Raw genomic sequence first — 26,559 nt, forward strand, 5'->3', positions numbered from 1 at the left:
ACACTCCTTTATAAAGCTCCCAGCAGTCGCACCACCAGGAACAACACACAAACGAACAACGCCGCGTCGAACAGCGCTTCATGCCAGATCCAGCGCCCCAACGGCGTGGCCTGCACCAGCAGTCGCAGCAACCCGGTAAGTACCAGCGCCAGCAACACATAAACCAGAAAGGGACTGAACAGCACGCCGCCCACTTCCCACTCACGCAACCCCATGGGTTTCCTCCTGCCAGCGGCACCACTTGCCCCAGCTTTTCTGCAGTTGCAGCACCGCCCCTTCGGCCAACCGCAGCGGATCGCTGGAGGGTAGACGGCGCAAGGCGCCAATGAACTGTTCGCTGGCGGCATCCAGGCGCTGCCCACGCCCGGGCGCCGGCCCTTTGGCCAGCACGGCCTCTACCTGCTGCAGGTATTCGCGCTCGGCGCGCCCCAACGGGGCCTGGGCGACCGCCAGGCACATGCGCAGATGCACCAGTTCGTCGCCGATATCCAGGCCGTGCAGGCCATCGTCCCAGCGCTTGCGCTCGTTCTCGGGCAGTTCGCTGGCATGCCGCGCAAGTTGCATCAGGCGGTCGGCCATGCGCCCGCCAAACCAGCTGTCGGCCCCGCGCAGGTCGCGCCGGGTCAGGCGCACCAAGTCGTTCTGGGTCGCCGCGCGCAGGCGCCGGCCCAGCCAGGCCGGGTGGCGAAACACCAACAAACGAAAGGCCATCACCGCCGCCGACACCCCCACCAGCATGGCCAAGGCACTATTGAGCATGGTGGCCACGCCGAACTGCATGGCGTTGAGCGGCGACACCAGCACGATGAAGTGCAGGCAATAGGAGGTAGCCGTGGCCCCGGTCCGCGGGTGAGCCATGCCCAGCGCGCCAAGAAACAGCGGCACGCCCATGCCCAGGCACAGCATGGCGAAGCTGCTCCATTGCGGCAGCAGAATCTGCCCGACCAGAAATGCCGCAGGTATGGCAAGGCAGATTCCGCGCAAAAAGCTCAAGCCGATCTGCGCACCATTCTCGCGGCTGGCGAACAGGCTGCAGACCACGCAGGTCAACACCAGCCCACCCGGTGCCGAAGGCCAGGCGGTAGCCAGCCAGAAGCCGCTCATTACCAGAAAGGCCAGCGCACTGCGTGAGCCGAACAGCAAAGCCCGCGACCAGTCGCGGTGCGCGGCCAGGCCTTGGGACACATCCTTGGGCGCCCTGCCCGCTTCCACATCCTCCAGCGCCTGGCTGGCAGCCATGGCGTAATCCAGCAGCAGCGCCATGCGCGCCAGGCAGAAGTGCTCCGCCGGGCTGATCTGTTCGTCGTGGGCGGCATCCCAGATGCGCTGGCGCAGCAACAACAGGCTCGGCTGGTCGGGCTTGCCCAGCAGTGCGCGCACCTCCTCCAACCAGGGTGCCAGGCTTTCGGCCTGGCGCTCATCAAGTTGCCGCCACTGCCGGCGCACCGAACGGGAAATGCGCAGCAGCACCATCAGTTTCTGGCTCAGGCCGCGAATGGCACGAGCGCGCTGGCGCCCGCGGTTGCCTTCGAACCAGGCGTGTTCGCGTTGGCTGTCGATGGCAACGATACGCCCCAGGCTTTCCAGCAGGCCTTTGCGCGCCTCGTCTTCGCCGCCCAGCATGGCACTGGCGGCCTGCAGGCCGTTCTGCCAGGCCTGGCGGGCCTGCCCGCCCAGTTGCTGCTCTACCCGCATGGGCCAGAGCAAGGCACTGCTGGCGGTGGCACAGAAGATACCCAGGCAGATCTCGGTGCAGCGCGCCACGGCCTGGTCGAAAACCTGCAACGGGTGGTCGATGGCCGGCAGGGCAATGATCGCTGCGGTGTAGCCTGCCAACACGAAGGCATAGGCCCAGGCGCTGCGCAGTTGGGTGGAGGCGGCGGTGCACAGGGCCAGCCACAGGGCCAAGGTGAGCAGGAACAGCCATGGGGTCTGGGCAAACAGGCCGATGAACAGCACCGACGCGAACGTGCCGACCAAGGTACCGGCCAACCGCGCCAGGCCCTTCTGCACCACCATGCCCGACAACGGCTGGGCGACGATGAAAGCGGTCATCAGTGCCCAGGACGGTTGCTCCAGCCCCCAGCGCATCGCCAGCCACAGCGCCAGCCCGCCACCGAGCAGGGTCTTGATGGCGAACTTGAGGGCGAGGCTGCTAGGGGCGAACAGGGCCTGGAGGGTGATGGGCACGAGACGGACCTTGCGGGGATGGTCTTGTAGAAAGATAGACAATGGTGGGAAGGATAAAGCGGAAACGGTTAATTAGCTAGCTAATCATCTTTATGGAGGTACAGATAATCCTGTCCCGACCTCTTCGCAGCACAAGGCTGCAGGCAAAAAAATGGGCGACCGAAGTCGCCCTAAATGCCTTGCGTGCTCGTGTACCCGGAAGGTCAGCGCGGCTTGCGCTTGTTCGAGTCCTTCCAGATGAAAATGCCCAGACCGGCAAAGAAGACGACCATCAACCCGACCGTTACCACTCCGGCGATAACCACGTTGTCGAAGAACATGCTGGCCTCCCCATTCGTTTGCCGTTGTCCGATGGGTGCACGTTAACCAATGTGGGGGCGGGGAAAATTGATCGGTGTCAATGGTGCCCGGGGCCGGGCACGCGAGGCGGGTGCAGGGTTGACCTGCGTCAAGTTTCAGCGCTTCTTCGGCTTGCCCTTGGGCTTCTTTTTCTTGGCAGTGTTCAACGGCAGGGCTTGCTCGAACGCATTGCGCATTTCGTTCAGGCGCTTTTCCTTGAGGTCGTGGATACGCTTGGCGCGTTCGGCATCGAAATCGATGAGGTTGTCTTGGCTCATGGGTGGGCTCGACGATCAACTGAGACTTGCATGATGAAGCCAGGCGCTGGCGCTGACCAGCCCCATGTCAGACTTCGATGTCCACCAGCAGCCCCTGGCGTACATGCTCGCCCATCAACGGTGCCACCGGCACGGTATTGTCGGCGTTGACCTCGTCACCCGGCATAGCACTGTAGCGTTCGTCGTCGCCCTTCTGCCGGCGTTGCTGCTGGCGGCGCTGCTCCTCACGCAGCAGCAGCGCATGCTCTTGCGGGTCACGCTGGTGCTTGAGGTCGATGGCACTTTCACCGGATGCAGGTTGCGTCGGCACCACCGGCTTGATGTCGGGTGTCGGCTTGACCGGGTCCTGTTGCGAGGTCACCGGCGCGGCACTGAGCGGAATGATCGGTGGCAGCATGGACGTTCTCCTATGCCCCCTGTATCGGCAGGCGCGGGTTTACCTTGATGGCTGGCACAACACTTATTCGGTTTCGTCGTCAGGGTCGCCGTCGCTTGGCGGGCTGGCCTCGCTCCAAGGGCGCTTGTACACCTGCTGCCAGACCGCATCCATGTGCTCGCGAAGCACCTGCGGCGCGGCCTTGAGCGAAGCGCTGTCCTCACGCTCACCGCCGATCGGCTCTTCACCCGCCGGGGTAATCAGCGACTGGCCGGTGATGCTATAGCTGGCCTGCCCTTCGCGCATCTCGATGGCGATGTCGTGCGGGTCGATGCCACCGCCGCAGAAGGCATGGCTGGCAACCGTCACCTCGGCGATGCCGTCCTTGTTCAGGTCGCCGACATCGCTGACGTCGTTATAGAAGTCCACATCCAGGTCCAGCCCCGGACAGGTGGTTTCCTGTTCGATCTGCCAGCGCGCCTTGAACGCGTCGTTTTCGGCGGTGCGCCCGTACAGCGTGGCCCTGAGTACCACCTTGTCCACTTCCTGCTCGCTTTCCGGGTCGCTGGCCTGGCCATCGCTGCGGCTCAATACCAGCAGGCCTTCACCGTCGCGGTCACGAAAGTGCACGCTCTTGATCGGCGTCTGCACGCCCAGTACCTCGAGCTGCTCGATCGGGATGGCGGGCAAGGTCTCGAAGTTTTTCTGCTCGCAGGCGGCCAGTAGCAACAGGCTGCCCACGGCCATCGAAGTGCTGATCCAGCGGTGCTTGGCAGACATGTTGATCGGGGGCCCTCGTCGGCAGCACGGTGGGGTGCGATGAAGCGGCTAGACTGTTGCTACCTATCGCACTTCGGCACCTTTCGATGCGCTCGGCACTTTGGTCTGACCGGCCGATCCGTTAACATAATCGGCTTTTTCATCGCGGGAGTTCAGGCAGTATGGCGCAGCAGTATCAACCGGGGCAACGCTGGATCAGCGACAGCGAAGCCGAGCTCGGCCTGGGTACCATCCTGGCGCAGGATGGCCGCCTGTTGACCGTGCTCTACCCGGCCACTGGCGACACCCGCCAGTATTCCCTGCGCAATGCGCCGCTGACCCGCGTGCGCTTCTCGCCAGGTGACCAGATCACCCACTTCGAAGGCTGGAAGCTGACCGTGCGCGAGGTGGAGGACATCGACGGGCTGATGGTCTACCACGGCCTGGACGGGCAGAATCAACCGCGCACGCTGCCGGAAACCCAGTTGTCGAACTTCATCCAGTTCCGCCTGGCCAGTGACCGCCTGTTCGCCGGGCAAATCGACCCGCTGTCGTGGTTCAGCCTGCGCTACAACACACTGCAGCACACCAGCAAGCAGATGCAGTCGGCGCTGTGGGGGCTGGGCGGCTGCCGCGCCCAACCCATCGCCCACCAGTTGCACATCGCCCGCGAAGTCGCCGACCGCAGCGCGCCGCGCGTCTTGCTGGCCGACGAAGTGGGCCTGGGCAAAACCATCGAGGCCGGCCTGGTGATCCACCGCCAGCTGCTGTCTGGCCGCGCCAGCCGCGTTCTGATCCTGGTACCGGAAAACCTCCAGCACCAGTGGCTGGTGGAAATGCGCCGCCGCTTCAATCTGCAGGTGGCCCTGTTCGATGCCGAGCGCTTCATCGAAAGCGACGCCAGCAACCCGTTCGAGGATGCCCAGCTGGCGCTGGTGGCCCTGGAGTGGCTGGTCGAAGACGAAAAGGCCCAGGACGCGCTGTTCGCCGCCGGCTGGGACCTGATGGTGGTGGACGAAGCCCACCACCTGGTCTGGCACGAAGACCAGGTCAGCGCCGAATACGGCCTGGTCGAACAGCTGGCCCAGGTGATCCCGGGCGTGTTGCTGCTCACGGCCACCCCCGAGCAGCTCGGCCAGGACAGCCACTTCGCCCGCCTGCGCCTGCTCGACCCCAACCGTTTCCACGACCTGGCCGCCTTCCGAGCCGAGAGCGAGCACTACCGCCCGGTGGCTGAAGCCGTACAGGAACTGCTCGACGAAGGCCGCCTGTCGCCCAAGGCCCACGCCACCATCCAGGGCTTCCTGGGAGCCGAAGGCGAAGCCCTGCTGGCCGCGGTCAGCGACGGCGATACCCAGGCCAGTGCGCGCCTGATCCGTGAGCTGCTCGACCGCCACGGCACCGGCCGCGTGCTGTTCCGTAACACCCGCGCGGCGATCCAGGGCTTCCCTGAGCGCCAGTTGCACCCATACCCACTGGCCACGCCCGAGCAGTACCGCGACCTGCCAGCCGGCGAACATGCCGAGCTGTACCCGGAAGTCGCCTTCCAGGCCCAGGGCGAGGTGGCCGACGACGAGCGCTGGTGGCGTTTCGACCCACGCGTCGACTGGCTGATCGACACCCTGAAGATGCTCAAGCGCACCAAGGTGCTGGTGATCTGCGCCCATGCCGAAACCGCGATGGACCTGGAAGACGCCCTGCGCGTGCGCTCCGGCATCCCGGCCTCGGTGTTCCATGAAGGCATGAGCATCCTCGAACGGGACCGCGCCGCTGCCTACTTCGCCGACGAAGAGTTCGGCGCGCAGGTGCTGATCTGCTCCGAGATCGGCAGCGAAGGCCGCAACTTCCAGTTTGCTCACCATCTGGTGATGTTCGACCTGCCAGCGCACCCCGACCTACTCGAACAGCGTATCGGCCGCCTGGACCGTATCGGCCAGAAGCACACCATCCAGCTGCATATCCCGTACCTGCAGGACAGCCCGCAAGAGCGCCTGTTCCAGTGGTACCACGAAGGCCTCAACGCCTTCCTCAACACCTGCCCTACCGGCAACGCGCTGCAGCACCAGTTCGGCCCGCGCCTGCTGCCGCTGCTCGAAGGCGGCGAAAGCAAGGCCTGGGAAGCCCTGGTGGCCGATGCCCGAAGCGAGCGCGAGCGCCTGGAAGCCGAACTGCATACTGGCCGTGACCGCCTGCTGGAACTCAACTCCGGTGGTGCCGGCGAAGGCCAGGCGTTGGTCGAGGCCATTCTCGAACAGGACGACCAGTTCGCCCTGCCGATCTACATGGAAACCCTGTTCGACGCCTTCGGCATCGACAGCGAAGACCATTCCGAAAACGCCCTGATCCTCAAGCCAAGCGAGAAGATGCTCGACGCCAGCTTCCCATTGGGCGACGACGAAGGCGTGACCATCACCTACGACCGTGGCCAGGCCCTGTCGCGTGAGGACATGCAGTTCCTCACCTGGGAGCACCCGATGGTGCAAGGCGGCATGGACCTGGTTCTGTCCGGCTCGATGGGCAACACTGCCGTGGCGCTGATCAAGAACAAGGCGCTCAAACCCGGCACCGTGCTGCTTGAACTACTGTTCGTCAGCGAGGTGGTGGCACCGCGTAGTCTGCAACTGGGCCGTTACCTGCCACCGGCGGCGTTGCGCTGCCTGCTCGATGCCAACGGCAACGACCTGGCGTCCCGCGTGGCCTTCGAAACACTCAACGACCAGCTCGAAAGCGTACCGCGCGCCAGCGCCAACAAGTTCGTCCAGGCCCAGCGCGACGTGCTTGCCCAGCGCATCAGCAGTGGCGAGGCCAAGGTCATGCCGGCCCACGTCGAGCGCGTGGCCGAGGCCCAGCGCCGCCTGACAGCGGAAGCCGACGAAGAGTTGGCCCGTCTGATCGCGCTGCAAGCGGTCAACCCAAGCGTGCGCGACAGCGAGATCGAAGCGCTGCGCAAGCAGCGCGAAGAGGGCCTGGCGATGCTGGAAAAGGCCGCCCTGCGCCTGGAAGCCATTCGCGTGCTGGTGGCTGGCTAGTCTTTCCTCCGCCCCCCCTTGTAGGAGCGGCCTTGTGTCGCGATGGGCTGCGCAGCAGCCCCAGCATTTTTGCGGTAGTGCAGAAATCTGGGGCTGCTACGCAGCCCATCGCGACACAAGGCCGCTTCTGCAAAAAAGCGAGCCAATATTCTTGGCGGCGATTGGTTCCATAACCAAATCGTAGAAATCAATTTGCCATTAGTCAGGAAGGCTTAAACACCTCTTCCTATACTGCCTCTGGACAGTCTGCACAGGGTTGTAGCGCAGACGAGTGAAAACTCGATCATGAGGCATTCCATGGAGTGGCTGGGGCTGCAACTGTTCGCCGACCTGCCGGCAACCGGGCGCATCGTCATTGATTGCCGGCATGAACCGCTCCTGGTTCTGCTCGCCTACTTCGTCGCCTGTGCGGCCTGCTTTGCCACCCTGGACATGGCAGAGCGCCAATCCCACAGCGAAGACCCCACCGCCCACCGACAATGGAACATGCTCGGTGCCTGCTGCCTCGCAGGCGGCATCTGGGCCATGCACTTCATCAGCATGCTGGCCTTCCAGGCTCCAGTGGAAGTGCACTACGACGCGTCCTTGACCATCCTTTCGCTGCTCATCGCTCTGGCCGTCGCCTGGTTGGCCATGCACAGCCTCGACCGCAGCCAGATGCGCGCACACCACTACCTGCAAAGTGCGGTACTGATCGGCCTGGGTATCATCGTGATGCACTTCGTAGGCATGGCCGCCCTGGAAACCGGCGCCCGCCAGTACTACCAATCCGGCTTGCTGCTGGCCTCGACCACCATTGCCCTGCTCACCAGCCTGACCGCGCTGTACCTGGCCCGCTACTTCCGGCATGGCAGCGGCAACCTGCACCAGGCCATGAAGTACGGCGCCAGCCTGCTGATGGCCGGCGGTATTGTCGCCACCCATTTCACCGCGATGTCGGCCATGACCCTGGTCATCCCGGCCGACACCGCCCTGCGCCTGCCCTCTGGCGACAACAGCTTGCAACTGGCGCTGGGCATCGGCTTCATTACCCTGCTCATCAGTGCTGCCAGCATCAGTAGCGCACTGGCCGACAAGAAGCTGCAAAGCAAGGAACACGACCTGCGCCGGGTCAGCGTGTTGCTCAGCCAACTCGACCAGGCCCGCGCGTCGCTGCAGCAGGCTGCGCACTACGATGCGCTGACCAGCCTGGTAAACCGTCGCGGTTTCAACCAGGTGTTCGCTGAACGCCTGGCCGAACACAAGGTAACGGAAAGCCACCTGGCAGTGATGTTCCTGGACATCGACCATTTCAAGCGCATCAACGACAGCCTCGGTCACGACGCCGGCGACGAACTGCTCAAGGTGATCGCCAGCCACATCAAGGCCGCCACCCGCAACCACGACCTGGTCGCGCGCCTTGGCGGCGACGAGTTCTGCGTGGTTACCAGCCTCAATAACCGCGACGAAGCCCGCCACCTGGCCCAGCGCATCATGCAGAGAATGAAAGAGCCCATCAACCTGGGCGGCCGACGCATGGTCATGACCACCAGCATCGGCATCAGCATCTTCCCCGACGACGGCACCACCGCCGAAGAGCTGCTCAAGCATGCAGACCTCGCCCTGTACCAGTCCAAGGGCAATGGGCGCAACAGCCTGAACTTCTTCAACGACAGCCTTAAGACCCAGGCCTCGATTGCGCTGCAGCTGGAAGAGGAACTGAGGGTGGCCCTGCTCGAGGAGCATGGGCTGTGCGTGCACTACCAGCCGATCTTCGACATGCGCAGCAGGCAAGTGGCCAAACTGGAAGCACTGGTGCGCTGGCGCCACCCGCAACACGGCTTGCTCGGGCCCGATCGTTTTGTCGCCATCGCCGAAGCCAACGGGCTGATCATCGACCTCGACCTGTGGGTGCTGCGCCACGCCTGCGCCGACATGGCCTATCTGCAGCGCCACGGCCATGGCAACCTCAAGGTCACGGTCAATTGCTCGGCAGTCACTCTCAGCCACGACGAACTGCCCAACGAAGTGGAGAAGGCGCTGTTCCACGCCGGGCTCGCGCCCCGGCAGCTGGAGCTGGAAGTGACCGAGAACGCCCTGATGGGTGATATCCAGCGCACAGTCAACCTGCTCAAACGCGTGCGCGCCCTGGGCGTGACGCTGTCGATCGATGACTTCGGCACCGGCTACTCGTCACTGGCCTACCTCAAGCGCCTGCCGCTGGATGTGCTGAAGATCGACCGCAGCTTCCTGCAGGATGTGCCGGGCAGCCAGAAGGACCGCGAGATCGTCCAGGCGATCATCGTCATGGCGCATACCCTGCATCTTCAGGTAGTCAGCGAGGGCGTGGAAACCGCCGAACAGCTGGCGTTTCTCGAAGCCCACGGCTGCGACTATCTGCAAGGCTACCTGCTGGGTCGCCCCGAGCCACTGGCCGAACTGCGCTCGTTGCTGGAACGGCTGCAGCACCAGGGTGGCGTGTTCAAACCTTGCTGCGATACAGCTCAACCAGGGTCGCCGGATCTTTTTGCAGGTACCCCTGGCTTGCGTGCAGGCGCATCAATTGTGCGGCAAGGCCACTGAGCGGCGTCGCCGAGCCTTGCTCGCGGGAGAACTTGACCGCGCCATCTAGGTCCTTGAGCAGCGTGCGCACGTGCCACTTGATCGGCTCGAAGCGGCTTTCGGCCATTTGCGGAGCGAGGATCTGCAGCGGTTTGGAATCGGCAAAGCCGCCCGCCAGCGCTTCGGCGATCAGCGTCGCGTCGACCCCGGACTGTTCAGCCAAGGCCACCACTTCGGCGATCACCAGGGCATTGCAGGCCACGATCATCTGATTGCAGGCCTTGGTCACCTGGCCCGCGCCCACCGCCCCCATGTGCGTCACGCGCTGGCCGAGCACCTGCAGTACTGGGCGGGCGCGCTCCAGGTCGGTCGCCTCGCCACCGACCATGATCGCCAGGGTGCCGGCTTCGGCCCCGGGCGTGCCGCCGGAAACTGGCGCGTCCAGCCAGGCCATGCCGCACAGCGCTGCCAGTTCGGCAGCCATTTCACGGGTGGCGGTTGGCTCCAGGCTGGAAAAATCGATCAGCAACTGGCCGCTGCGCCCGCCCTGGGCGATGCCTTGCTCGCCGAACACCACCTCACGGACCACGGCCGTGTCGGCCAGGCACAGCAGCAGCATGTCGCTGTCGCGGCACAGTTCGGCAGGGCTGCCGGCCAGGCGCGCGCCGGCGGCGACCAGTGCAGCGCACTTTTCCGGGCTGCGGTTCCATACGGTCAGCGGGTAGCCCGCTGCCAACAGGCGCCGGCACATGGGCAGGCCCATCAGGCCGATGCCGGCGAATCCAAGCGAAGGTAGTGCAGTGCTCATCAATGACTCCTGACTATAAAAACCCCGGGGGCCGCTGTGCGGCCCCATTACGCATCCCGTAAACTGTTACCGCCACGCCGAATTGTTACTTCCCTCTACCCGCCCTGAGCGCCTTCGAGCACCAAAACGGGGCTACTGCGCATTTTTGCGCACCAAAAGCGATCACGCTTCTGCCGGGCGCTTCACCTGGATCACGATGAACGGCGAAACTACTACCGCCCAGATCTCTGGGTCGCGGCTTTGCAGGTCATGGGCCTGCTCGGCGGTCACTGGCCCAACAGTGCCATCACTACGCCACTTGGCGAAGATCTCGCTGCGATTCTCGGCCATCGCCTCGGCAACGGCGATCAGGTCAAGGCTCGGGTCGACCCAAATCAGGTCACCCTTTGCCCAGAAACGCTCCAGCGCTTTCCACTCGATGATTGCCGTCTCGCCAAGCAATTTGGCATAGAGGGTGCTTGTTTGATCAGTCATGGGTGGTATCCGCAAAAATCGGCCAATAAAAAAGGCCGGCATTTTTGCAGAAAAACCCGGTTTCAAATATGTAATTTGGTCGATTGATCCCGATCTTGTGGGGCAGGATCGCAGATGCAGGCAGTTTGATGGCGCCTTTCTGTATCTTTGTGTCGACCAAGCGACAACCCAGGAAGCAGGCACTTTTCGACCGCTTTTCAAGCGCTCGGGCAGCGCTCTACACTGTACCGGTACAGTTCCGGGACATGTTCCGGGGGAAGGTGGGCTTGCGCGTTGGCATGGCCACGCCGCAAATCCCGCCCGGTCTGTAGCCCTGGCCGCCAGGACTATAAGAATTACAACAGAATGAGTGGAGCACTATGATCAAGATTTCCAAGCTGTTCGCCGCAATGGTTCTGGCAGGGGTAGCCAGCCATTCGTTTGCCGCCGATACCATCAAGATCGGGATTGCGGGCCCCAAGACCGGCCCTGTGACCCAGTACGGCGACATGCAGTTCATCGGCGCAAAGCAAGCCATCAAGGATATCAACGCCGCGGGCGGCGTGGATGGCAAGATGCTCGAAGCCAAGGAATACGACGACGCCTGCGACCCTAAACAGGCCGTTGCAGTCGCCAACAAGGTGGTCAACGATGGCGTCAAGTTCGTCATCGGCCACCTGTGCTCCAGCTCCACCCAGCCTGCGTCCGACATCTATGAAGACGAAGGCGTGATCATGATCACCCCAGCCGCCACCTCCCCGGAAATCACCGCCCGTGGTTACAAGCTGATCTTCCGCACCATCGGCCTGGACAGCGCCCAGGGCCCTGCTGCCGGCAACTACATCGCCGACCACGTCAAGCCGAAGGTGGTCGCCGTCCTGCACGACAAGCAGCAGTACGGTGAAGGCATCGCTACCGCAGTCAAGCAGACCCTTGAAGGCAAAGGCACCAAGGTTGCCGTGTTCGAAGGCCTGAACGCCGGTGACAAGGACTTCTCCTCGATCATCCAGAAGCTCAAGCAGAACAACGTCGACTTCGTCTACTACGGCGGCTACCACCCAGAGCTGGGTCTGATCCTGCGCCAGGCTCAGGAAAAAGGCCTGAAAGCCAAGTTCATGGGCCCGGAAGGCGTGGGCAACGACTCCATCTCGCAGATCGCCCAGAACGCCTCCGAAGGCCTGCTGGTGACCCTGCCGAAGTCGTTCGACGCGGACCCTGCGAACAAGAAGATCGTCGACGCCATCAAGGCTGACGGCAAGGACCCAAGCGGCCCGTTCGTGTTCCCGGCCTACTCGGCTGTCGAGCTGATCGCCCAGGGCATCAAGGAAGCCAAGTCCGAAGATGCCGACAAGGTGGCAGCCGCCATCCACAAAGGTACCTTCAAGACCCCGACCGGTGACCTGTCGTTCGACGACAAAGGCGACCTGAAAGACTTCAAGTTCGTGGTCTACGAATGGCACTTCGGCAAGCCGAAGACCGAAGTCTCCCCTCAGTAACTGCGTGACTAATAGCTGACCTACGAGCCCACTGTGCGAGCAGTGGGCTTTGTTTTATGAGGTTCATGGGCCTGATCCCCGCGATCCGGGGGCGGCTCACCTGAAAATCTTAAAACCGTCACCCGCGGTTTCCTGGCCTTACCCCCGCCAGCGAAATGCAAATCAGGTTTTTAGGAGCGCTGTAATGCCTGAGATCTACCATTTCTTCCAACAACTGGTTAATGGATTGACCATCGGCAGCACCTATGCCTTGATCGCCATCGGCTACACGATGGTGTACGGCATCATTGGCATGATCAACTTCGCCCACGGCGAGGTGTACATGATCGGTTCCTACGTGGCCTTCATCGCCTTGGCTGGCCTGGCCATGATGGGTATCCATTCGCTGCCGATCCTCATGACCGTCGCCTTCGTCGCGACGATCTTCGTCACCAGTGCCTATGGCTACAGCATCGAACGGGTTGCCTACCGCCCCTTGCGCAACAGCAACCGCCTGATCCCGCTGATTTCCGCCATCGGCATGTCGATCTTCCTGCAGAACACCGTCTTGCTGTCGCAAGACTCCAAGGACAAGTCCATCCCCAACCTGATCCCCGGAAGCTTCTCGTTCGGGCCGGGCGGCGCGGAGGAAGTACTGATCAGCTACATGCAGATCCTGGTGTTCGTGGTCACCCTGGTGGCAATGACCTGCCTCACCCTGTTCATCTCCCGTTCCCGCCTGGGCCGCGCCTGCCGCGCCTGTGCCGAGGACATCAAGATGGCCAACCTGCTGGGCATCAACACCAACAACATCATCGCCCTCACCTTCGTCATCGGTGCCGCCCTGGCGGCGGTGGCGGCCGTGCTGCTGAGCATGCAGTACGGGGTGATCAACCCCAACGCCGGTTTCCTGGTGGGCCTGAAGGCCTTCACCGCGGCGGTGCTGGGTGGCATCGGCAGCATCCCGGGCGCCATGCTCGGTGGGCTGGTGCTGGGCGTGGCCGAAGCGTTCGGTGCCGATATCTTCGGCGACCAGTACAAGGACGTGGTGGCATTCGGCTTGTTGGTTCTTGTCCTGCTATTCCGGCCGACCGGCATCCTGGGCCGCCCGGAGGTTGAAAAAGTATGAACAGAAATCTCAAACAGGCGTTTTTCAGCGCCTTGCTGGTATGGGCCGTGGCCTTCCCGGTATTGGGCCTGAAACTGAGCATCGACGGCATCAGCCTGTCCGTGCACAGCCAGGGCTCGTTCAACCTCAGCATCATTGCCCTGTGCTCGGTCCTGATGTTCCTGCGCGTGCTGTTCGACAAGCAGTGGAACTCGGTAATGGGCCGCCGTTCGGATCGCAAGCTGATCCCGCCGGCAGTCAGCAACTACCTGACCCTGCCGAAGACCCAGCGCTACGTGATCATGGGCCTGATCGTCGCGGCACTGGTGTGGCCGTTCTTCGGCTCGCGCGGTGCGGTCGACATTGCCACGCTGATCCTGATCTACGTGTTGCTGGGCCTGGGCCTGAACATCGTGGTCGGCCTGGCGGGCCTGCTCGACCTCGGTTACGTCGGCTTCTACGCCGTTGGCGCCTACAGCTACGCCATGCTCTCGCACTACCTGGGCTGGAGTTTCTGGGTATGCCTGCCGATTGCCGGCCTGATGGCCGCTACCTTCGGTTTCCTGCTCGGCTTCCCGGTGCTGCGCCTGCGCGGTGACTACCTGGCGATCGTGACCCTCGGCTTCGGCGAGATCATCCGCCTGTTCCTGCGTAACCTCACCGACTGGACCGGCGGCCCCAACGGCATCAGCAACATCCCCAAGCCAGAGCTTTTCGGCCTGACTTTCGAACGCCGTGCCGCCGAAGGCATGCAGACCTTCCATGAGTTCTTCGGGCTGGAATACAACTCGATCAACAAGGTCATCTTCCTCTACCTGGTGGCCCTGCTGCTGGCCCTGCTGGCGCTGTTCGTGATCAACCGTCTGCTGCGCATGCCGATCGGCCGCGCCTGGGAAGCCCTGCGCGAAGACGAGATCGCCTGCCGTGCACTGGGCCTGAACCCGACCGTGATCAAGCTGTCGGCCTTCACCCTGGGCGCCTGCTTCGCCGGTTTCGCCGGCAGCTTCTTCGCTGCGCGCCAAGGCCTGGTGACGCCGGAGTCGTTCACCTTCATCGAGTCGGCGATCATCCTCGCCATCGTCGTGCTCGGCGGCATGGGCTCACAACTGGGCGTGATCCTCGCGGCCATCGTGATGATCCTGCTGCCCGAGCTGATGCGTGAGTTCAGCGAATACCGGATGCTGATGTTCGGTGCGCTGATGGTGTTGATGATGATCTGGCGTCCGCAAGGCCTGCTGCCTATGCAACGTCCACACATGGAGCTGCGTCGATGAGCCGCGAAATTCTGCAAGTCAGCGGCCTGAGCATGCGCTTCGGCGGCTTGTTGGCGGTCAACGGCGTGGGCCTGACCGTCAAGGAAAAACAGGTGGTGGCACTGATCGGCCCGAACGGTGCCGGCAAGACCACTGTCTTCAACTGCCTGACCGGTTTCTACAAGCCCAGCGGCGGCACCATCCTGCTCGATGGCCAGCCGATCCAGGGCCTGGCCGGGCACCAGATCGCCCGCAAGGGCGTGGTGCGGACCTTCCAGAACGTGCGCCTGTTCAAGGAAATGACCGCGCTGGAAAACCTGCTGATCGCCCAGCACCGCCACCTGAACACCAACTTCTTCGCCGGCCTGTTCAAGACCCCGAGCTTCCGCCGCAGCGAGAAGGAGGCCATGGAGCGCGCGCAATACTGGCTGGAGAAGGTCAACCTGACCGAGTTCGCCAACCGTACCGCCGGCACCCTCGCCTATGGCCAGCAGCGCCGCCTGGAGATCGCCCGCTGCATGATGACCCAGCCGCGCATCATCATGCTCGACGAACCGGCAGCGGGCCTGAACCCGAAGGAGACCGAAGACCTCAAGGCGTTGATCGCCTACCTGCGTGAGTCGCACAACGTCACCGTGCTGCTGATCGAGCATGACATGAAACTGGTGATGAGCATTTCCGACCATATCGTGGTGATCAACCAGGGTACCCCCCTGGCCCACGGCACGCCGGAAGAGATCCGCGACAACCCTGACGTGATCAAAGCCTACCTGGGGGAAGCGTAAATGCTGAAGTTCGAGAACGTTTCCACCTTCTACGGCAAGATCCAGGCACTGCACAGCGTCAACGTAGAGATCAACCAGGGCGAGATCGTTACCCTGATCGGCGCCAACGGTGCCGGCAAGTCGACCTTGCTGATGACCCTGTGCGGCTCGCCGCAGGCGCACAGCGGCAGCATCAAGTACCTGGGTGAAGAACTGGTCGGCCAACCGTCCTCGCACATCATGCGCAAGAGCATCGCGGTAGTGCCGGAAGGCCGCCGCGTGTTCTCCCGCCTGACCGTCGAGGAAAACCTGGCGATGGGTGGTTTCTTCACCGACAAGGGCGATTACCAGGAGCAGCTGGACAAGGTGCTACAGCTGTTCCCGCGCCTGAAGGAGCGTTATATCCAGCGGGGCGGCACCATGTCCGGTGGCGAGCAGCAGATGCTCGCCATCGGCCGGGCGCTGATGAGCAAGCCCAAGCTGCTGCTGCTCGACGAGCCCTCGCTGGGCCTGGCGCCGATCATCATCCAGCAGATCTTCGACATCATCGAACAGCTGCGCCGTGATGGCGTGACGGTGTTCCTGGTGGAACAGAACGCCAACCAGGCGCTGAAGATCGCTGATCGAGCGTATGTGCTGGAGAACGGCCGGGTGGTGATGCAGGGTACTGGGGAAGCACTGCTGACCGACCCGAAGGTGCGCGACGCGTACCTGGGGGGTTGATGGGAAAAGGGCCATCTACTGGCCCTTTTTTCTACCTGTCAGAAATGTATTGCCTGTACTGGCCCTATCGCCGGCAAGCCAGCTCCCACAGGTAACCCACAGTTCCTGAAAGTTGTGGGGGCCTGTGGGAGCTGGCTTGCCGGCGATAGGGCCAGCACAGGCAACCATTAACTTGTGATCCAGCGCCAGCCTGAGTAACGTGGCCTGCTTTCACGGCAAAGACCCCCGGAGCCCGCCCCATGCGCCTCACCCCCACCCTGCTGCTCACCGCCCTGCTGCCCCTGTTCGCCGGCTGCCAGCTCATGGCTGACGCCCCCAGCGACCCGAACATCGGCACCACGCGCATGCAGGGCGAATTGCGTGCCGCCGGTGGCCAATTGCTGTTCAAGCCGTGCAGCGAAAACCGCACCTTCGTGATCAACGACGTCGCCGCCACGGGCATCCTTCAGGAGGCCGCCAACCTGGCCAAGGACGCCAACGACAAGCTGTTCGCCGACGTCCGTGGCCGCCTCACCGGCAGCAGGCAGGCCAACAACGACGGCCAGCTGGAAGTACGCCGCCTGTACCGTCTGGAGCCTTCCACGCGCGCCTGTGAAGACCCCAACTTCAAGCAGCTGACCCTGCGCGCCAACGGCCACGAACCAGAATGGGACATCAAGGCCAGCGGCAAAGGCATGGTGCTCAACCGCGTCGGCCAGCAACCCCTGCCTCTCCCCTTCCTGGAGGAAGAAGTGCCCGGCGGTGGCCTGACCCTGACCAGCGAAGCCAACGGCCAGCACGTGGAGCTGTGGGTCGCGCCACAACGCTGCGTAGACAGCGCCACCGGCGCCATCCACCACCTGCGCGCCGAATTGCGCATCGACGGCAAGACCCTGCAAGGCTGCGGTTACTATGGCGGTGCCCGCGACAACTGATCGCCGGGCGCTTTTATCCTGCCAGTCAGGGCGGCGAACAGCTTATACTTGGCGGTTTGTGTAAAGCCGCCGGCCGCCCATGGCCGGGATACTGGACCCTGCCATGCTACGAATCACCGAACTGAAGCTGCCCCTGGACCATCCCGACGAAGCCCTGCGTGAAGCCATCGTCCAGCGCCTGGGCATCCGTGACGAGCAACTGCTCAGCTTCAACCTGTTCAAGCGCAGCTACGATGCGCGCAAGAAGAACAGCGAACTGCTGTTCATCTACACCATCGATCTGGAAGCCAGCAACGAAGCCGAGCTGCTCAGCAAGTTCGCCGACGATCGCAACATCGGCCCGGCGCCAGACGTGACCTACAAGTTCGTCGGCCAGGCCCCTGCCGATCTGCAGGAGCGCCCGATCGTGGTCGGCTTCGGCCCGTGCGGCATCTTCGCCGGCCTGTTGCTGGCACAGATGGGCTTCAAGCCGATCATCCTCGAGCGCGGCAAGGAAGTGCGCCAGCGCACCAAGGACACCTGGGGCCTGTGGCGAAAGAGCGTGCTCAACCCCGAGTCCAACGTGCAGTTCGGCGAAGGCGGCGCCGGTACCTTCTCCGACGGCAAGCTGTACAGCCAGATCAAGGACCCGCAGCACCACGGCCGCAAAGTACTGGAAGAGTTCGTCAAGGCCGGCGCGCCGGACGAGATCCTGTACATCAACAAGCCGCACATCGGTACCTTCCGCCTCACCGGCATGGTCGAGCAGATGCGCCAGGACATGATCGCCCTGGGGGCCGAAGTGCGCTTCCAGCAGAAGGTCACCGACCTGCTGATCGAGGATGGGCAACTGACCGGCGTGGTGCTGGAGAGCGGCGAACAGCTGCACTCGCGCCATGTGGTGCTGGCCCTGGGCCACAGTGCCCGCGACACCTTCCGCATGCTGCATGCCAAGGGCGTGTACATGGAAGCCAAGCCGTTCTCGGTGGGCTTCCGCATCGAACACCCGCAAACGCTGATCGACAAGGCACGCCTGGGCAAGTACGCCGGCCACCCGAAACTTGGTGCCGCCGACTACAAGCTGGTGTACCACGCCAAGAATGGCCGTTCGGTATACAGCTTCTGCATGTGCCCGGGCGGCACCGTGGTTGCCGCCACCAGCGAGCCAGGCCGGGTGGTTACCAACGGCATGAGCCAGTACTCGCGTAACGAGCGCAACGCCAACTCCGGCATCGTCGTCGGCATCGACCCCGAGCGCGACTACCCAGGTGGCCCGCTGGCCGGCATCGAGCTGCAGGAGCGCCTGGAAGCCCACGCCTATGTGATGGGTGGCAGCAACTATCAGGCTCCGGCGCAGCTGGTGGGTGACTTCGTCGCCGGCCGGCCGTCGACAGCGCTGGGCAGTGTCGAGCCGTCCTACAAACCAGGTGTGACCCTGGGCGACCTGGCCCCGAGCCTGCCGGACTTCGCCATCGAGGCCATTCGCGAGGCCCTGCCGGCGTTCGACCGGCAGATCAAGGGCTACAACCTGCATGACGCAGTGCTGACCGGTATCGAGACCCGCACCTCGTCGCCGCTTCGCATTACCCGCGGTGAGGACTTCCAGAGCCTGAACCTGAAGGGGCTGTTCCCGGCGGGTGAAGGGGCCGGGTATGCGGGCGGGATCCTGTCGGCGGGTGTCGATGGCATTCGCATCGCCGAGGCGGTGGCGCGGGATATGCTCGGCCTCTGATCCTTTATTACATGCCAGGGCCTCTTCGCGGGTAAAACCGCTCCCACAGGTACTGCACAGGTATTGAAAACTGTGAAGTACCTGTGGGAGCGGGTTCACCCGCGAAAGGGCCACTGCCGACATCAGAACAATCCACAGCAAACATCAGAATTCCCCTCCCCACTCCTTCCCCATCTGCATCTAGTCTTCCCTCAGCCCAGCCAGTAACACCATATAACAAAAACGAATATAGTTTTTGTTTGAAAGCATATCGTCACAGGCTAGGGTGTATGCCCGTTCCATCGTCAACTGCTCATGGAGAGCCTATAGCCCGTGCGTAGCCTGTTCACCCGCTTCTTCCAGCTCGAAGCCGCCAGCGGCCTTTTGCTGATCGCCGCGGCCATTCTGGCCCTGGTCATCAACAACTCACCGCTGTCCTATCTGTATAGCGGCCTGCTCGACGTTCCCGTCGCCGTCCAGGTCGGCGCGCTGCATATCGCCAAACCGTTGCTGCTGTGGATCAACGACGGCCTGATGGCCCTGTTCTTCCTGCTCATCGGCCTGGAGGTCAAGCGCGAGGTGGTCGACGGCCACCTGTCCAAGCCCTCCCAGGTGATCCTGCCTGCCACCGCCGCCGTGGGCGGCATGGTGATTCCGGCACTGATCTACTGGTTCATCAACCGTGACAACCCTGCCGCCGTGGCCGGTTGGGCGATCCCCACCGCCACCGACATCGCCTTCGCCCTCGGCGTACTGGCCCTGTTGGGCAAGCGCGTGCCGGTGTCGCTGAAACTGTTCCTGATGACCCTGGCGATCATCGACGATCTGGGTGCGATCATCGTCATTGCCCTGTTCTACTCGGGCACCCTGTCAAGCGTGTCGTTGCTGCTGGCCGCCGCTTGCCTGATAGTGCTGGTGGCCATGAACCGGCTTGGCGTGGTCAAGCTTGGGCCATACATGATCGTTGGCCTGATCCTGTGGGTCTGCGTGCTCAAGAGCGGTGTGCATGCCACCCTGGCCGGGGTAGCCCTGGCCCTGTGCATCCCGCTGCGCACGCGCCATGCCGAACGCTCGCCACTGCTCGCCCTGGAACACGCCCTGCACCCGTGGGTCGCATACGCCATCCTGCCACTGTTCGCTTTCGCCAATGCCGGTGTATCGCTGGCAGGCATGACCGTAGACAGTTTCACCCACCCGGTGCCACTGGGCATCGCCGTCGGGCTGCTGCTGGGCAAGACCGTGGGGGTCTTCGGGCTGACCTGGGTCGCGGTCAAGCTGCGCCTGGCCGCGCTGCCTGTCGGCGCCAGTTGGGGGCAATTGCTGGGTGTGGCGATACTTTGCGGCATCGGCTTCACCATGAGCCTGTTCGTCGGCTCGCTCGCCTTTGTACCTGGCAGCAGTGATTACGCCGGTATGGACCGCATGGGTATTCTCACCGGCTCGTTCTTCGCCGCCGTGATCGGCTATGCGGTAACCGCCATGGCCAGCCGCAAGCCCAACGTCGGCTGACCTGGTCGCAGCATGAAAAAACCCCGACTGGCGAGCGCCATGTCGGGGTTTTTCTTGTTGGGCTACGGTCAGTGCGTAACGCGGCTGGTGCCGTCGACGGTCATGATGCGTACGCGGTCGCCAACGCGGAAGATCTCGTTCTGCTGTACGGCCTGCACATAGGCCCGCATGCTGCCATCGTCCTCACGCACGGTGATTTCGACACCCTGGGTACGAGTCAGGCCTTCTTCGGCGGCGGAACCGGCCAGACCACCGGCTACGGCACCGATCACGGCGGCAACGATGCTGCCACGACCACCACCCACGGCGCTGCCGGCCACACCACCGACGATGGCGCCAGCACCACCACCGATCGGGGTCTTGGTGCCCTCGATCTTGACCGGACGCAGGGACTCGATGGTGCCCATGCGCACGGTTTGCACGCGGCGGGCCTCATCACGGGAGTAGCTGTCACCGGTCAGGCTCGAGGCACAGCCACCCAGCAACAACGACATGGTGGTAAAGGTCGCCACCAGCAAAGCGGATTTACGCATGGGTAAAGTCTCCATAAGTCAGGTGTCCATTAGACGCTGCAGGTTGACCGCTGTCACGGTACAAACGTAATAAAATTGTTTTCATTCAGCCAGGGTACAGCCTGCATGGCTGTGTCGAGGCCATTTCAAGTGAGACCAAGGATAGCCATGGATTACTTCATCGTCGTGGTCACCACCGTCGCGGGGCTTTACTTCCACTGGTGGCTGTATGTGCGCATGCGCCGCTGGATGGACCGTGACCTGGCATTGTCGCTGGCTGGGTCGGCCCCAGAAAAGCGCGCGTATATGCTGCAACGGCTGGAGCAGGCGCGCGTGGAGAAGGTGGGGCGCAAGCAGTTGGCGGGGTGGTTGGAGCGGGAGGCTGCCGGGTTTCCGGGATAGCCTTGTGTCGCGAAAGGGCCGCAAAGCGGCCCCACAATTTCAGGGCGCCAACCGCTCCCGCAGCCATTGCCCATCCACCAGCCGGTAGTTCAGTCGGTCATGCAGGCGACTGGCCCGCCCCTGCCAGAATTCGATGCGTTCAGGCAGCAAACGATACCCACCCCAATGTTCCGGACAATGCGGCTGAGTGTCGCAGAAGCGCGCCTCGGTGGCCTTGACCAGCAGCTCCAGCTCCTCACGGCTGGCGATTACCTGGCTCTGCGGCGAAGCCCATGCCCCCAGGCGGCTGCCCAGCGGGCGCACCTGGTAGTAGGCGTCAGATTCCTCAGGCGTGACCTTTTCCACACGCCCTTCGATGCGCACCTGGCGCTCCAGTGCAGGCCAGAAGAAGGTCATGGCGGCGAAAGGGTTGAACAGCAGTTGCTGGCCCTTGGCGCTATCGTAGTTCGTGAAGAAGGTGAAACCACGCTCATCGAGCCCCTTCAGCAACAAGATACGACAGTGAGGACGGCCTTCACCATCGACAGTGGCCAGGGTCATGGCGTTGGCTTCCACCGGTACCTGCTCGGTTTTCACCGCGTCGGCGAACCACTGGTGGAACAGGGCGAACGGCTCCCCCGGGGCCTGGGCTTCAGCCAGGCCATCGCGGGTGTAGTCGCGGCGCATATCAGCCAGGGATTGGGTCATTGCTGCGTTCCTTGACGATCAGTTGGTCTTCGCAGGGCTGTTTGCAGCTACTTTCTTGTCAGCGGTAGCTTTCTTGGCGACGGGCTTGGCCGGCGCGGCTTTTTTCTTGGCCGTTGTCTTGGCAGGCGCCTTGGCCTTGGCTTTGGTGACAGATTTCTTCGCCGCAGCCTTGGTGGCCGGCTTGCTGTCGGCAGGCTTGGCAGCAGGCGCCTTGACGTCCTGCACCGCCACCATCGGGGCCCGCGCCGGAGCGGCTTGCTGGTACTTGGCCAGCAGGGCGACCATGGTGTTCTGCGGGGTCAACAGCATTTCCACACGGCGGTTCAGGGCACGGCCCTCGGCGCTGTCGTTGGCGGCGCGCGGCATTTCCGAGCCCATGCCCTTGAGGTTCAGGCGATCACGCTGCAGGCCGCTGAGGCGGAAAATGGCCGACACCGAAGCGGCGCGCTCCAGGCTGAGCTTCTGATTGGCAGCAGCGACACCGCTGCTGTCGGCATGGCCAAGCACCAGCACGGCGGTCTTGGCATCGCCTTCGACGGTCTTGGCCACACGGGTGATCGGGCCCAGGGTCATCGGCAGCAGCATGTTCGGACGATCGGGGTTGTACGAGCTGTCCACCGGGATGGTTACGGCCAGCACGTTGTCACGGCGCTCCAGCTCCAGCTTGCTGCCCTTGATCGCCTCACGCAGCTTGGGCTCGTACTCGTCCAGCCAGGCCTGGGTGGCCTTCTGGTCGATCTTCGGTACCACCGGCCCCTTTGCCTGCTTTTCTTCACCGCCAAACGGCCACCACCAACGGCTGGCGTTGTCGGACTTGGCGTCGGCCTTGGCCACGTTTTCAGTGACGGCTTCCTTCACTTCCTGCTCGGCAACCTTTTCCGAACCAAAGGGCCACCAGCTCGAGGCGCTGTCCTTCGAGCCGTCCTGGGGGTGACTGGCGCAGCCTGTAACGGCGGTCAGGCACAGGGCGAGTGCTAAGGTTTTGTGTGAAGACATCAGCGATACACCATGAAATAGAAAGAAATTTTGCCTACACGCTTCAGGCGTTGGCATTGAGGATAGTCAAAGGGGTGGGGCAACACCCGCATTACCCGATCAAAGGCAACTGGCAAGGACACGTACCAGTTTCTGGGCTCGCGGGTCCATGAGCACATAAGGGCCGAGGGTATTGACCACGAAACCGAAGGCCACATCGTGTTCCGGGTCAGCGAAACCGACCGAGCCGCCGGCGCCTGGATGGCCGAAGGCGCGGGCCCCGAGGCCGAAGGTGGCATTGGCCACATCGGGCTGGTCGAGCATGCAGCCCAGGCCAAAACGCGTCTGGGTGAGCAGGGTGCGATCCTGCCCGATGCTGTGCTCACGGGTCAGTTCGTCGAGCAGTTCGGATTCGAGCAGGCTACCGTCCAGCAACCCGGCATAGAAACCCGCCAGGCTACGCGCATTCCCATGACCATTGGCCGCTGGCTGCTGCATGCGCCGCCACTCAGGCTTGTTGGTACTGGTCAGTATCGCCGGCGGGTTGGTGAAGGCACGGGTCGACAGGGCCTCGGGCTCGCGCATGGTCACCTGCAGCAGGCGCTGCGCCGCGGCGTCCCCGGCGTTGCCCTTGCCACGGGCGATATGCGCTACGCGATGGAACTCATCGTCCGCCAGGCCGACATGAAAATCCAGCCCCAACGGCCGAGCGGTACGGGCCACGATCGAGTCGCCGGGGCCACGGCCGTCGGCACGGCGGATCAGCTCGCCGATCAGCCAGCCATAAGTAATGGCGGCGTAGCCGTGCTCGGTGCCGGGTTTCCACCAGGGCGTTTCGGCTGCCAGCGCATCGACCATGGCCTGCCAGTCATACAGCGCCTCGGCCGGCAGCAGCTCACGGATGGCCGGCAGACCGGCACGGTGGCTGAGCAACTGGCGCAGGGTGATCGCCTGTTTGCCTGCCTGGGCGAACTCGGGCCAATAGTTGGCCACTGGCGCATCGAGCGCCAGCTTGCCCTCGCCGACCAGTTGCAGGGCGGTGACAGCGGTGAAGGTCTTGGTGCAGGAGAACAGGTTGGCGATGGTATCGCTGTGCCAGGCCTGCTGGCCGTCCTTGTCGGCACAGCCAGCCCACAGGTCGACCACGGTTTCGCCACCGACCTGGATGCACAGCGCGGCGCCACGCTCCTGGGGATCATCGAACAGCGCGGCAAAGGCTTCGCGCACTGCTTCGAACTTCAGCTCATAGTGACCCTGGATCTGCACCCGCTGTTCTCCGTACGACCAATTCCGAAAATGGTGTGCATTGTTTCAGTAGTTGCGTGTTTTGCAAACTGGCTTGGGCCAAGTGGTCGCGACGAATGGCAGCCAGGACGAACGGTGCCCCTGTAGGAGCGGCCTTGTGTCGCGATAGGCTGCGCAGCAGCCCCAGGATCTCAGCCGCAATGCACAAATTGCCGGGGCTGCTGCGCAGCCCATCGCGACGCAAGGCCGCTCCTACACCAGACCGCGTCAGCCGGTTGCTAGGGCGCCGGTTTTTCCAGTTGGGCTCGCAGCTGGCTCATTGCCTGCAAGTTGCTCTTGCGCACGGCATCGACAAACCCCGGGTAAGGCACATCGGTGATCGCCACCAACCCAAGGTGGCCGTTCTCGCCATCGAGCAGGCGGCCGCTGGCCGGCTGGTCAAGGTACTGGAACCAGTGCGCGCCAACGATCATCGGCTGCGCCAGGGCTGCCTTGAGGAAGTTGCCGTAGGCCGGGCCGCGGTCTTCTTCCCGCGCTACTTCCAGCGGCCCCGGCCAGAACGGCCCGCGATCGCGCGAGCCGAACTGGAACTCGGACACCAGCACCGGCTTGTCCAGCTCGGCCAGGCGGGCAAAGTCGTAGCCGTCCTGCGGTTTGAGGGTATAGAAGTTGAAGCTGAGCACATCGCAGAACTCGGCGCAGGCCTTGACCGCCTCCGGCGTGCTGACGGCATAGCGGCCACCCAGCAGCAGGTGATTGGGCGCATGCCACTTCAACGAGTCGGCAATGGTCTTGAAGTAGGTTTCGGCGAACACCTGCTGGAAGTGCTGGTAGTCACGCTCGATTTCCGGATGCTCCGGGTTGGGTAACGGTGCCTCGAAGCCTGGGTCTTCCATCAGTTCCCAGGCGGTCAGCTCGATGCCCCAGGCCTTGGACAAGCCTTCCTGGTTGCGGTATTTGTCACGCAGCTGCTTGAGGAAAGCACGCTTGGCCGGTACATCGGTGGTCAGGCGCAAGGTTCCGTAGGCCAGGCCGTAACGCGCCTTCGCGTCACTACCGGGGGCGGCCCAGGCCAGTTCGTTGTCGGCGAAATAGCCGATCAGCCAGGGGTCGTCACGGTGATCGCGGGCGGCAATGGCCACGGCGCGTTCGGTGGCCATGGCAAAACGCGGGTCGAACGGGTCGGGCATGCGGCCCCACCAGTCCATGCCGGTGCTGATGCTGGCGTAATCCCCGACGATCGATAGCGGCAAGGTGTACGGCATGCGCCTGGCTTGGCCCAGGGCCGGCTCGCTCCAGTTGCCGACCGTGTTGAAACCCCAGGCCTGCAGGCGATCGAGCGCATGCGCCTGCCAACGGGCGGTATCAAGCGCCAATGGAGGGCAGTTGGCCGGCTGCCCTTCTACCGCGGGCGAACAGGGTTTGCCATAGGTGCGCTGCAGGTTGGCGGCATAGAAATCGAACCAGCGCCCCTGTTTGAAGTTGCGCCCCTGCGACGAGGGGTTGCCGTCGTCGTTGTTGCCGTCGCCATAGAATGCGGCCAGTGCATCCCCCTCGCCCGGCAACGCCTTGAACATTCCCTCACGCCCGGCGATGTAGGTACGCCCGCCATCCGCGGCCACGGCATTCACCCCCAGGGAGTAGAACGGATGCCCCTCGGGCGTTACCAGGTACCAGCGGCCGTCACGCTTTTCGGTGCGGAAAAAGCCTTTGGCCTCGAACGCCGGCCCGGCCAGCAGGCCACCGTACGCGTCCAACTGCTGCTTGCCACGCTCTGCCAACCAGCCTTTGAGCTGTTGCTGCTCGCGCATATCGGCCGCCTTGAGCTGCTCGTCATTGGCAACCTTTTCAGGCCAATGGCCGCGAGTGGACTGGCCATAGGCATCGATCAGCTCCTGGTAGGCCGCCTTGTAGGCCTGGTCGTCATCCTGGATGCCGACCCGCTCGATCAACAGGTTCTGCGCCACCCTGGGGTTGGGGATACTCAGGCTGACCGACACCACCTGCTTGAGGTCGAGCGCGCCGGCGCTGCTGGTCAGCAGCAGGCGCTGGCCGCCATGGTTCCAGGGCATGGGCGGGCCGGCGCGCATGCCCTGGCTCAGCGGCGAACTGGCCGTCAGCGGTACCATCACGGTTTGTGCAGGCCCGGCCGGTAGGTCGATGCGGCTGGTCAACGTGCGACCATCACTGCTCTGTACCATGACGTCCACGGTCAGCGCCCAATCCATCGCGCTTTGCAGTCGCAAGGTCAGGAACTGACCGCCGGACCAGTCCCACACACCGCTTTGCGGGCTCAGGCGCAGGGTCGGCCGCTGGGCAGGGTTGAACACCACGCGCCGCAACACTTCGCCTTCGGCCGTCTGCTCCGCGTTGTACTGCGGCATACCGGCATCCTCGGTCACCACGTTGACCACCGAGGCCGGGCGCACGAAGCTGAACAGCGTCTGCTGCCCAGCCAGCAAAGGCGAGCTGAACAACAGGGCGAAAACGGCGGGCAGGGTACGGCGGACCATAAGGCTGGGGCTCTCC

24 protein-coding genes are annotated in these 26,559 nt (G+C 63.4%); 11 read left to right on the forward strand and 13 right to left on the reverse strand.

The window, feature by feature from the left end:
* Positions 1–8: 8 nt before the first annotated feature.
* From V3314_RS24165 to V3314_RS24190, 6 genes are all read right to left on the reverse strand, one after another.
* Complete coding sequence (locus V3314_RS24165) at positions 9–215, reverse strand: DUF1656 domain-containing protein (RefSeq protein WP_046614712.1); 207 nt, start codon at positions 213–215, stop codon at positions 9–11.
* A complete protein-coding gene (locus V3314_RS24170; protein WP_338459732.1) occupies positions 202–2,190 on the reverse strand; it encodes an FUSC family protein in 1,989 nt (662 codons plus the stop codon). Before V3314_RS24170 ends, V3314_RS24165 begins: the two co-directional genes overlap by 14 nt.
* Positions 2,191–2,393: 203 nt before the next feature.
* Positions 2,394–2,510 carry a cytochrome c oxidase subunit CcoM gene (ccoM, locus tag V3314_RS24175; protein ID WP_025340347.1) on the reverse strand — a complete coding sequence of 39 codons (117 nt, stop codon included), beginning with the start codon at positions 2,508–2,510 and terminating at the stop codon, positions 2,394–2,396.
* Between the two features lie 135 nt (positions 2,511–2,645).
* Positions 2,646–2,807, reverse strand: a complete 162-nt coding sequence (locus V3314_RS24180) for a hypothetical protein (protein WP_178081805.1) — start codon at positions 2,805–2,807, stop codon at positions 2,646–2,648.
* A 67-nt stretch (positions 2,808–2,874) separates the two neighbouring features.
* Positions 2,875–3,204: an aspartate-semialdehyde dehydrogenase gene (locus tag V3314_RS24185; RefSeq protein ID WP_085601531.1), complete on the reverse strand. Its 330-nt coding sequence runs from the start codon at positions 3,202–3,204 to the stop codon at positions 2,875–2,877.
* A gap of 63 nt (positions 3,205–3,267) precedes the next feature.
* Positions 3,268–3,963 (reverse strand): hypothetical protein, encoded by a 696-nt coding sequence (locus V3314_RS24190; protein ID WP_338459733.1) that lies wholly within the window; start codon positions 3,961–3,963, stop codon positions 3,268–3,270.
* A 161-nt stretch (positions 3,964–4,124) separates the two neighbouring features.
* On the opposite strand from V3314_RS24190, the gene rapA reads away from it, so the two are divergent.
* The gene (rapA, locus tag V3314_RS24195; RefSeq protein WP_046614716.1) at positions 4,125–6,971 is read left to right on the forward strand and encodes an RNA polymerase-associated protein RapA; all 2,847 of its coding nucleotides are present in this window, start codon (positions 4,125–4,127) and stop codon (positions 6,969–6,971) included.
* Positions 6,972–7,268: 297 nt separating this feature from the next.
* Positions 7,269–9,533 carry a bifunctional diguanylate cyclase/phosphodiesterase gene (locus V3314_RS24200; protein WP_196188579.1) on the forward strand — a complete coding sequence of 755 codons (2,265 nt, stop codon included), beginning with the start codon at positions 7,269–7,271 and terminating at the stop codon, positions 9,531–9,533.
* Here the strand turns inward: V3314_RS24200 and V3314_RS24205 are convergent.
* A complete protein-coding gene (locus tag V3314_RS24205) occupies positions 9,433–10,320 on the reverse strand; it encodes an NAD(P)-dependent oxidoreductase (RefSeq protein ID WP_196173680.1) in 888 nt (295 codons plus the stop codon). The genes V3314_RS24200 and V3314_RS24205 overlap by 101 nt on opposite strands.
* A gap of 162 nt (positions 10,321–10,482) precedes the next feature.
* Positions 10,483–10,794, reverse strand: coding sequence for a DUF2288 domain-containing protein (locus V3314_RS24210; RefSeq protein WP_046614718.1), 312 nt, complete (start codon positions 10,792–10,794; stop codon positions 10,483–10,485).
* 359 nt (positions 10,795–11,153) lie between these two features.
* On the opposite strand from V3314_RS24210, the gene V3314_RS24215 reads away from it, so the two are divergent.
* From V3314_RS24215 to nhaA, 8 genes are all read left to right on the forward strand, one after another.
* Complete coding sequence (locus V3314_RS24215) at positions 11,154–12,269, forward strand: branched-chain amino acid ABC transporter substrate-binding protein (protein WP_024087643.1); 1,116 nt, start codon at positions 11,154–11,156, stop codon at positions 12,267–12,269.
* Between the two features lie 184 nt (positions 12,270–12,453).
* Positions 12,454–13,377, forward strand: coding sequence for a high-affinity branched-chain amino acid ABC transporter permease LivH (gene livH / locus V3314_RS24220; RefSeq protein WP_025340356.1), 924 nt, complete (start codon positions 12,454–12,456; stop codon positions 13,375–13,377).
* Positions 13,374–14,630, forward strand: a complete 1,257-nt coding sequence (locus V3314_RS24225) for a high-affinity branched-chain amino acid ABC transporter permease LivM (RefSeq protein WP_025340357.1) — start codon at positions 13,374–13,376, stop codon at positions 14,628–14,630. The genes livH and V3314_RS24225 overlap by 4 nt, the downstream gene beginning before the upstream one ends.
* Entirely contained in the window at positions 14,627–15,394 is a 768-nt protein-coding gene (gene livG, locus V3314_RS24230) for a high-affinity branched-chain amino acid ABC transporter ATP-binding protein LivG (protein ID WP_013973920.1), read from the forward strand. Before V3314_RS24225 ends, livG begins: the two co-directional genes overlap by 4 nt.
* Positions 15,395–16,096, forward strand: coding sequence for an ATP-binding cassette domain-containing protein (locus tag V3314_RS24235; RefSeq protein WP_013973921.1), 702 nt, complete (start codon positions 15,395–15,397; stop codon positions 16,094–16,096).
* A 239-nt stretch (positions 16,097–16,335) separates the two neighbouring features.
* Positions 16,336–17,010 (forward strand): hypothetical protein, encoded by a 675-nt coding sequence (locus tag V3314_RS24240; protein WP_108481821.1) that lies wholly within the window; start codon positions 16,336–16,338, stop codon positions 17,008–17,010.
* Between the two features lie 103 nt (positions 17,011–17,113).
* Positions 17,114–18,721 carry an NAD(P)/FAD-dependent oxidoreductase gene (locus V3314_RS24245; RefSeq protein WP_046614721.1) on the forward strand — a complete coding sequence of 536 codons (1,608 nt, stop codon included), beginning with the start codon at positions 17,114–17,116 and terminating at the stop codon, positions 18,719–18,721.
* A 312-nt stretch (positions 18,722–19,033) separates the two neighbouring features.
* Positions 19,034–20,209 (forward strand): Na+/H+ antiporter NhaA, encoded by a 1,176-nt coding sequence (nhaA, locus tag V3314_RS24250; RefSeq protein ID WP_085601538.1) that lies wholly within the window; start codon positions 19,034–19,036, stop codon positions 20,207–20,209.
* Positions 20,210–20,277: 68 nt separating this feature from the next.
* Here nhaA and V3314_RS24255 read toward each other — a convergent pair whose 3' ends face one another.
* Complete coding sequence (locus V3314_RS24255) at positions 20,278–20,742, reverse strand: glycine zipper 2TM domain-containing protein (protein WP_013973925.1); 465 nt, start codon at positions 20,740–20,742, stop codon at positions 20,278–20,280.
* A gap of 147 nt (positions 20,743–20,889) precedes the next feature.
* Here V3314_RS24255 and V3314_RS24260 point away from each other — a divergent pair, with 147 nt between their 5' ends.
* A complete protein-coding gene (locus tag V3314_RS24260) occupies positions 20,890–21,123 on the forward strand; it encodes a hypothetical protein (RefSeq protein WP_085601540.1) in 234 nt (77 codons plus the stop codon).
* Between the two features lie 39 nt (positions 21,124–21,162).
* Here V3314_RS24260 and pdxH read toward each other — a convergent pair whose 3' ends face one another.
* From pdxH to V3314_RS24280, 4 genes are all read right to left on the reverse strand, one after another.
* A complete protein-coding gene (gene pdxH / locus V3314_RS24265) occupies positions 21,163–21,810 on the reverse strand; it encodes a pyridoxamine 5'-phosphate oxidase (RefSeq protein WP_046614724.1) in 648 nt (215 codons plus the stop codon).
* Positions 21,811–21,828: 18 nt separating this feature from the next.
* Positions 21,829–22,806: an OmpA family protein gene (locus V3314_RS24270; RefSeq protein ID WP_322492472.1), complete on the reverse strand. Its 978-nt coding sequence runs from the start codon at positions 22,804–22,806 to the stop codon at positions 21,829–21,831.
* 99 nt (positions 22,807–22,905) lie between these two features.
* Positions 22,906–24,051: an EstA family serine hydrolase gene (locus tag V3314_RS24275; protein ID WP_046614726.1), complete on the reverse strand. Its 1,146-nt coding sequence runs from the start codon at positions 24,049–24,051 to the stop codon at positions 22,906–22,908.
* Positions 24,052–24,308: 257 nt separating this feature from the next.
* Positions 24,309–26,543, reverse strand: a complete 2,235-nt coding sequence (locus V3314_RS24280; protein ID WP_338459734.1) for a beta-galactosidase — start codon at positions 26,541–26,543, stop codon at positions 24,309–24,311.
* Positions 26,544–26,559 lie beyond the last annotated feature (16 nt).

This window comes from Pseudomonas sp. TE3-3-F2023 (genome assembly GCF_036784815.1).
In the GTDB taxonomy this organism is placed as follows: Bacteria; Pseudomonadota; Gammaproteobacteria; order Pseudomonadales; family Pseudomonadaceae; genus Aquipseudomonas; species Aquipseudomonas pudica.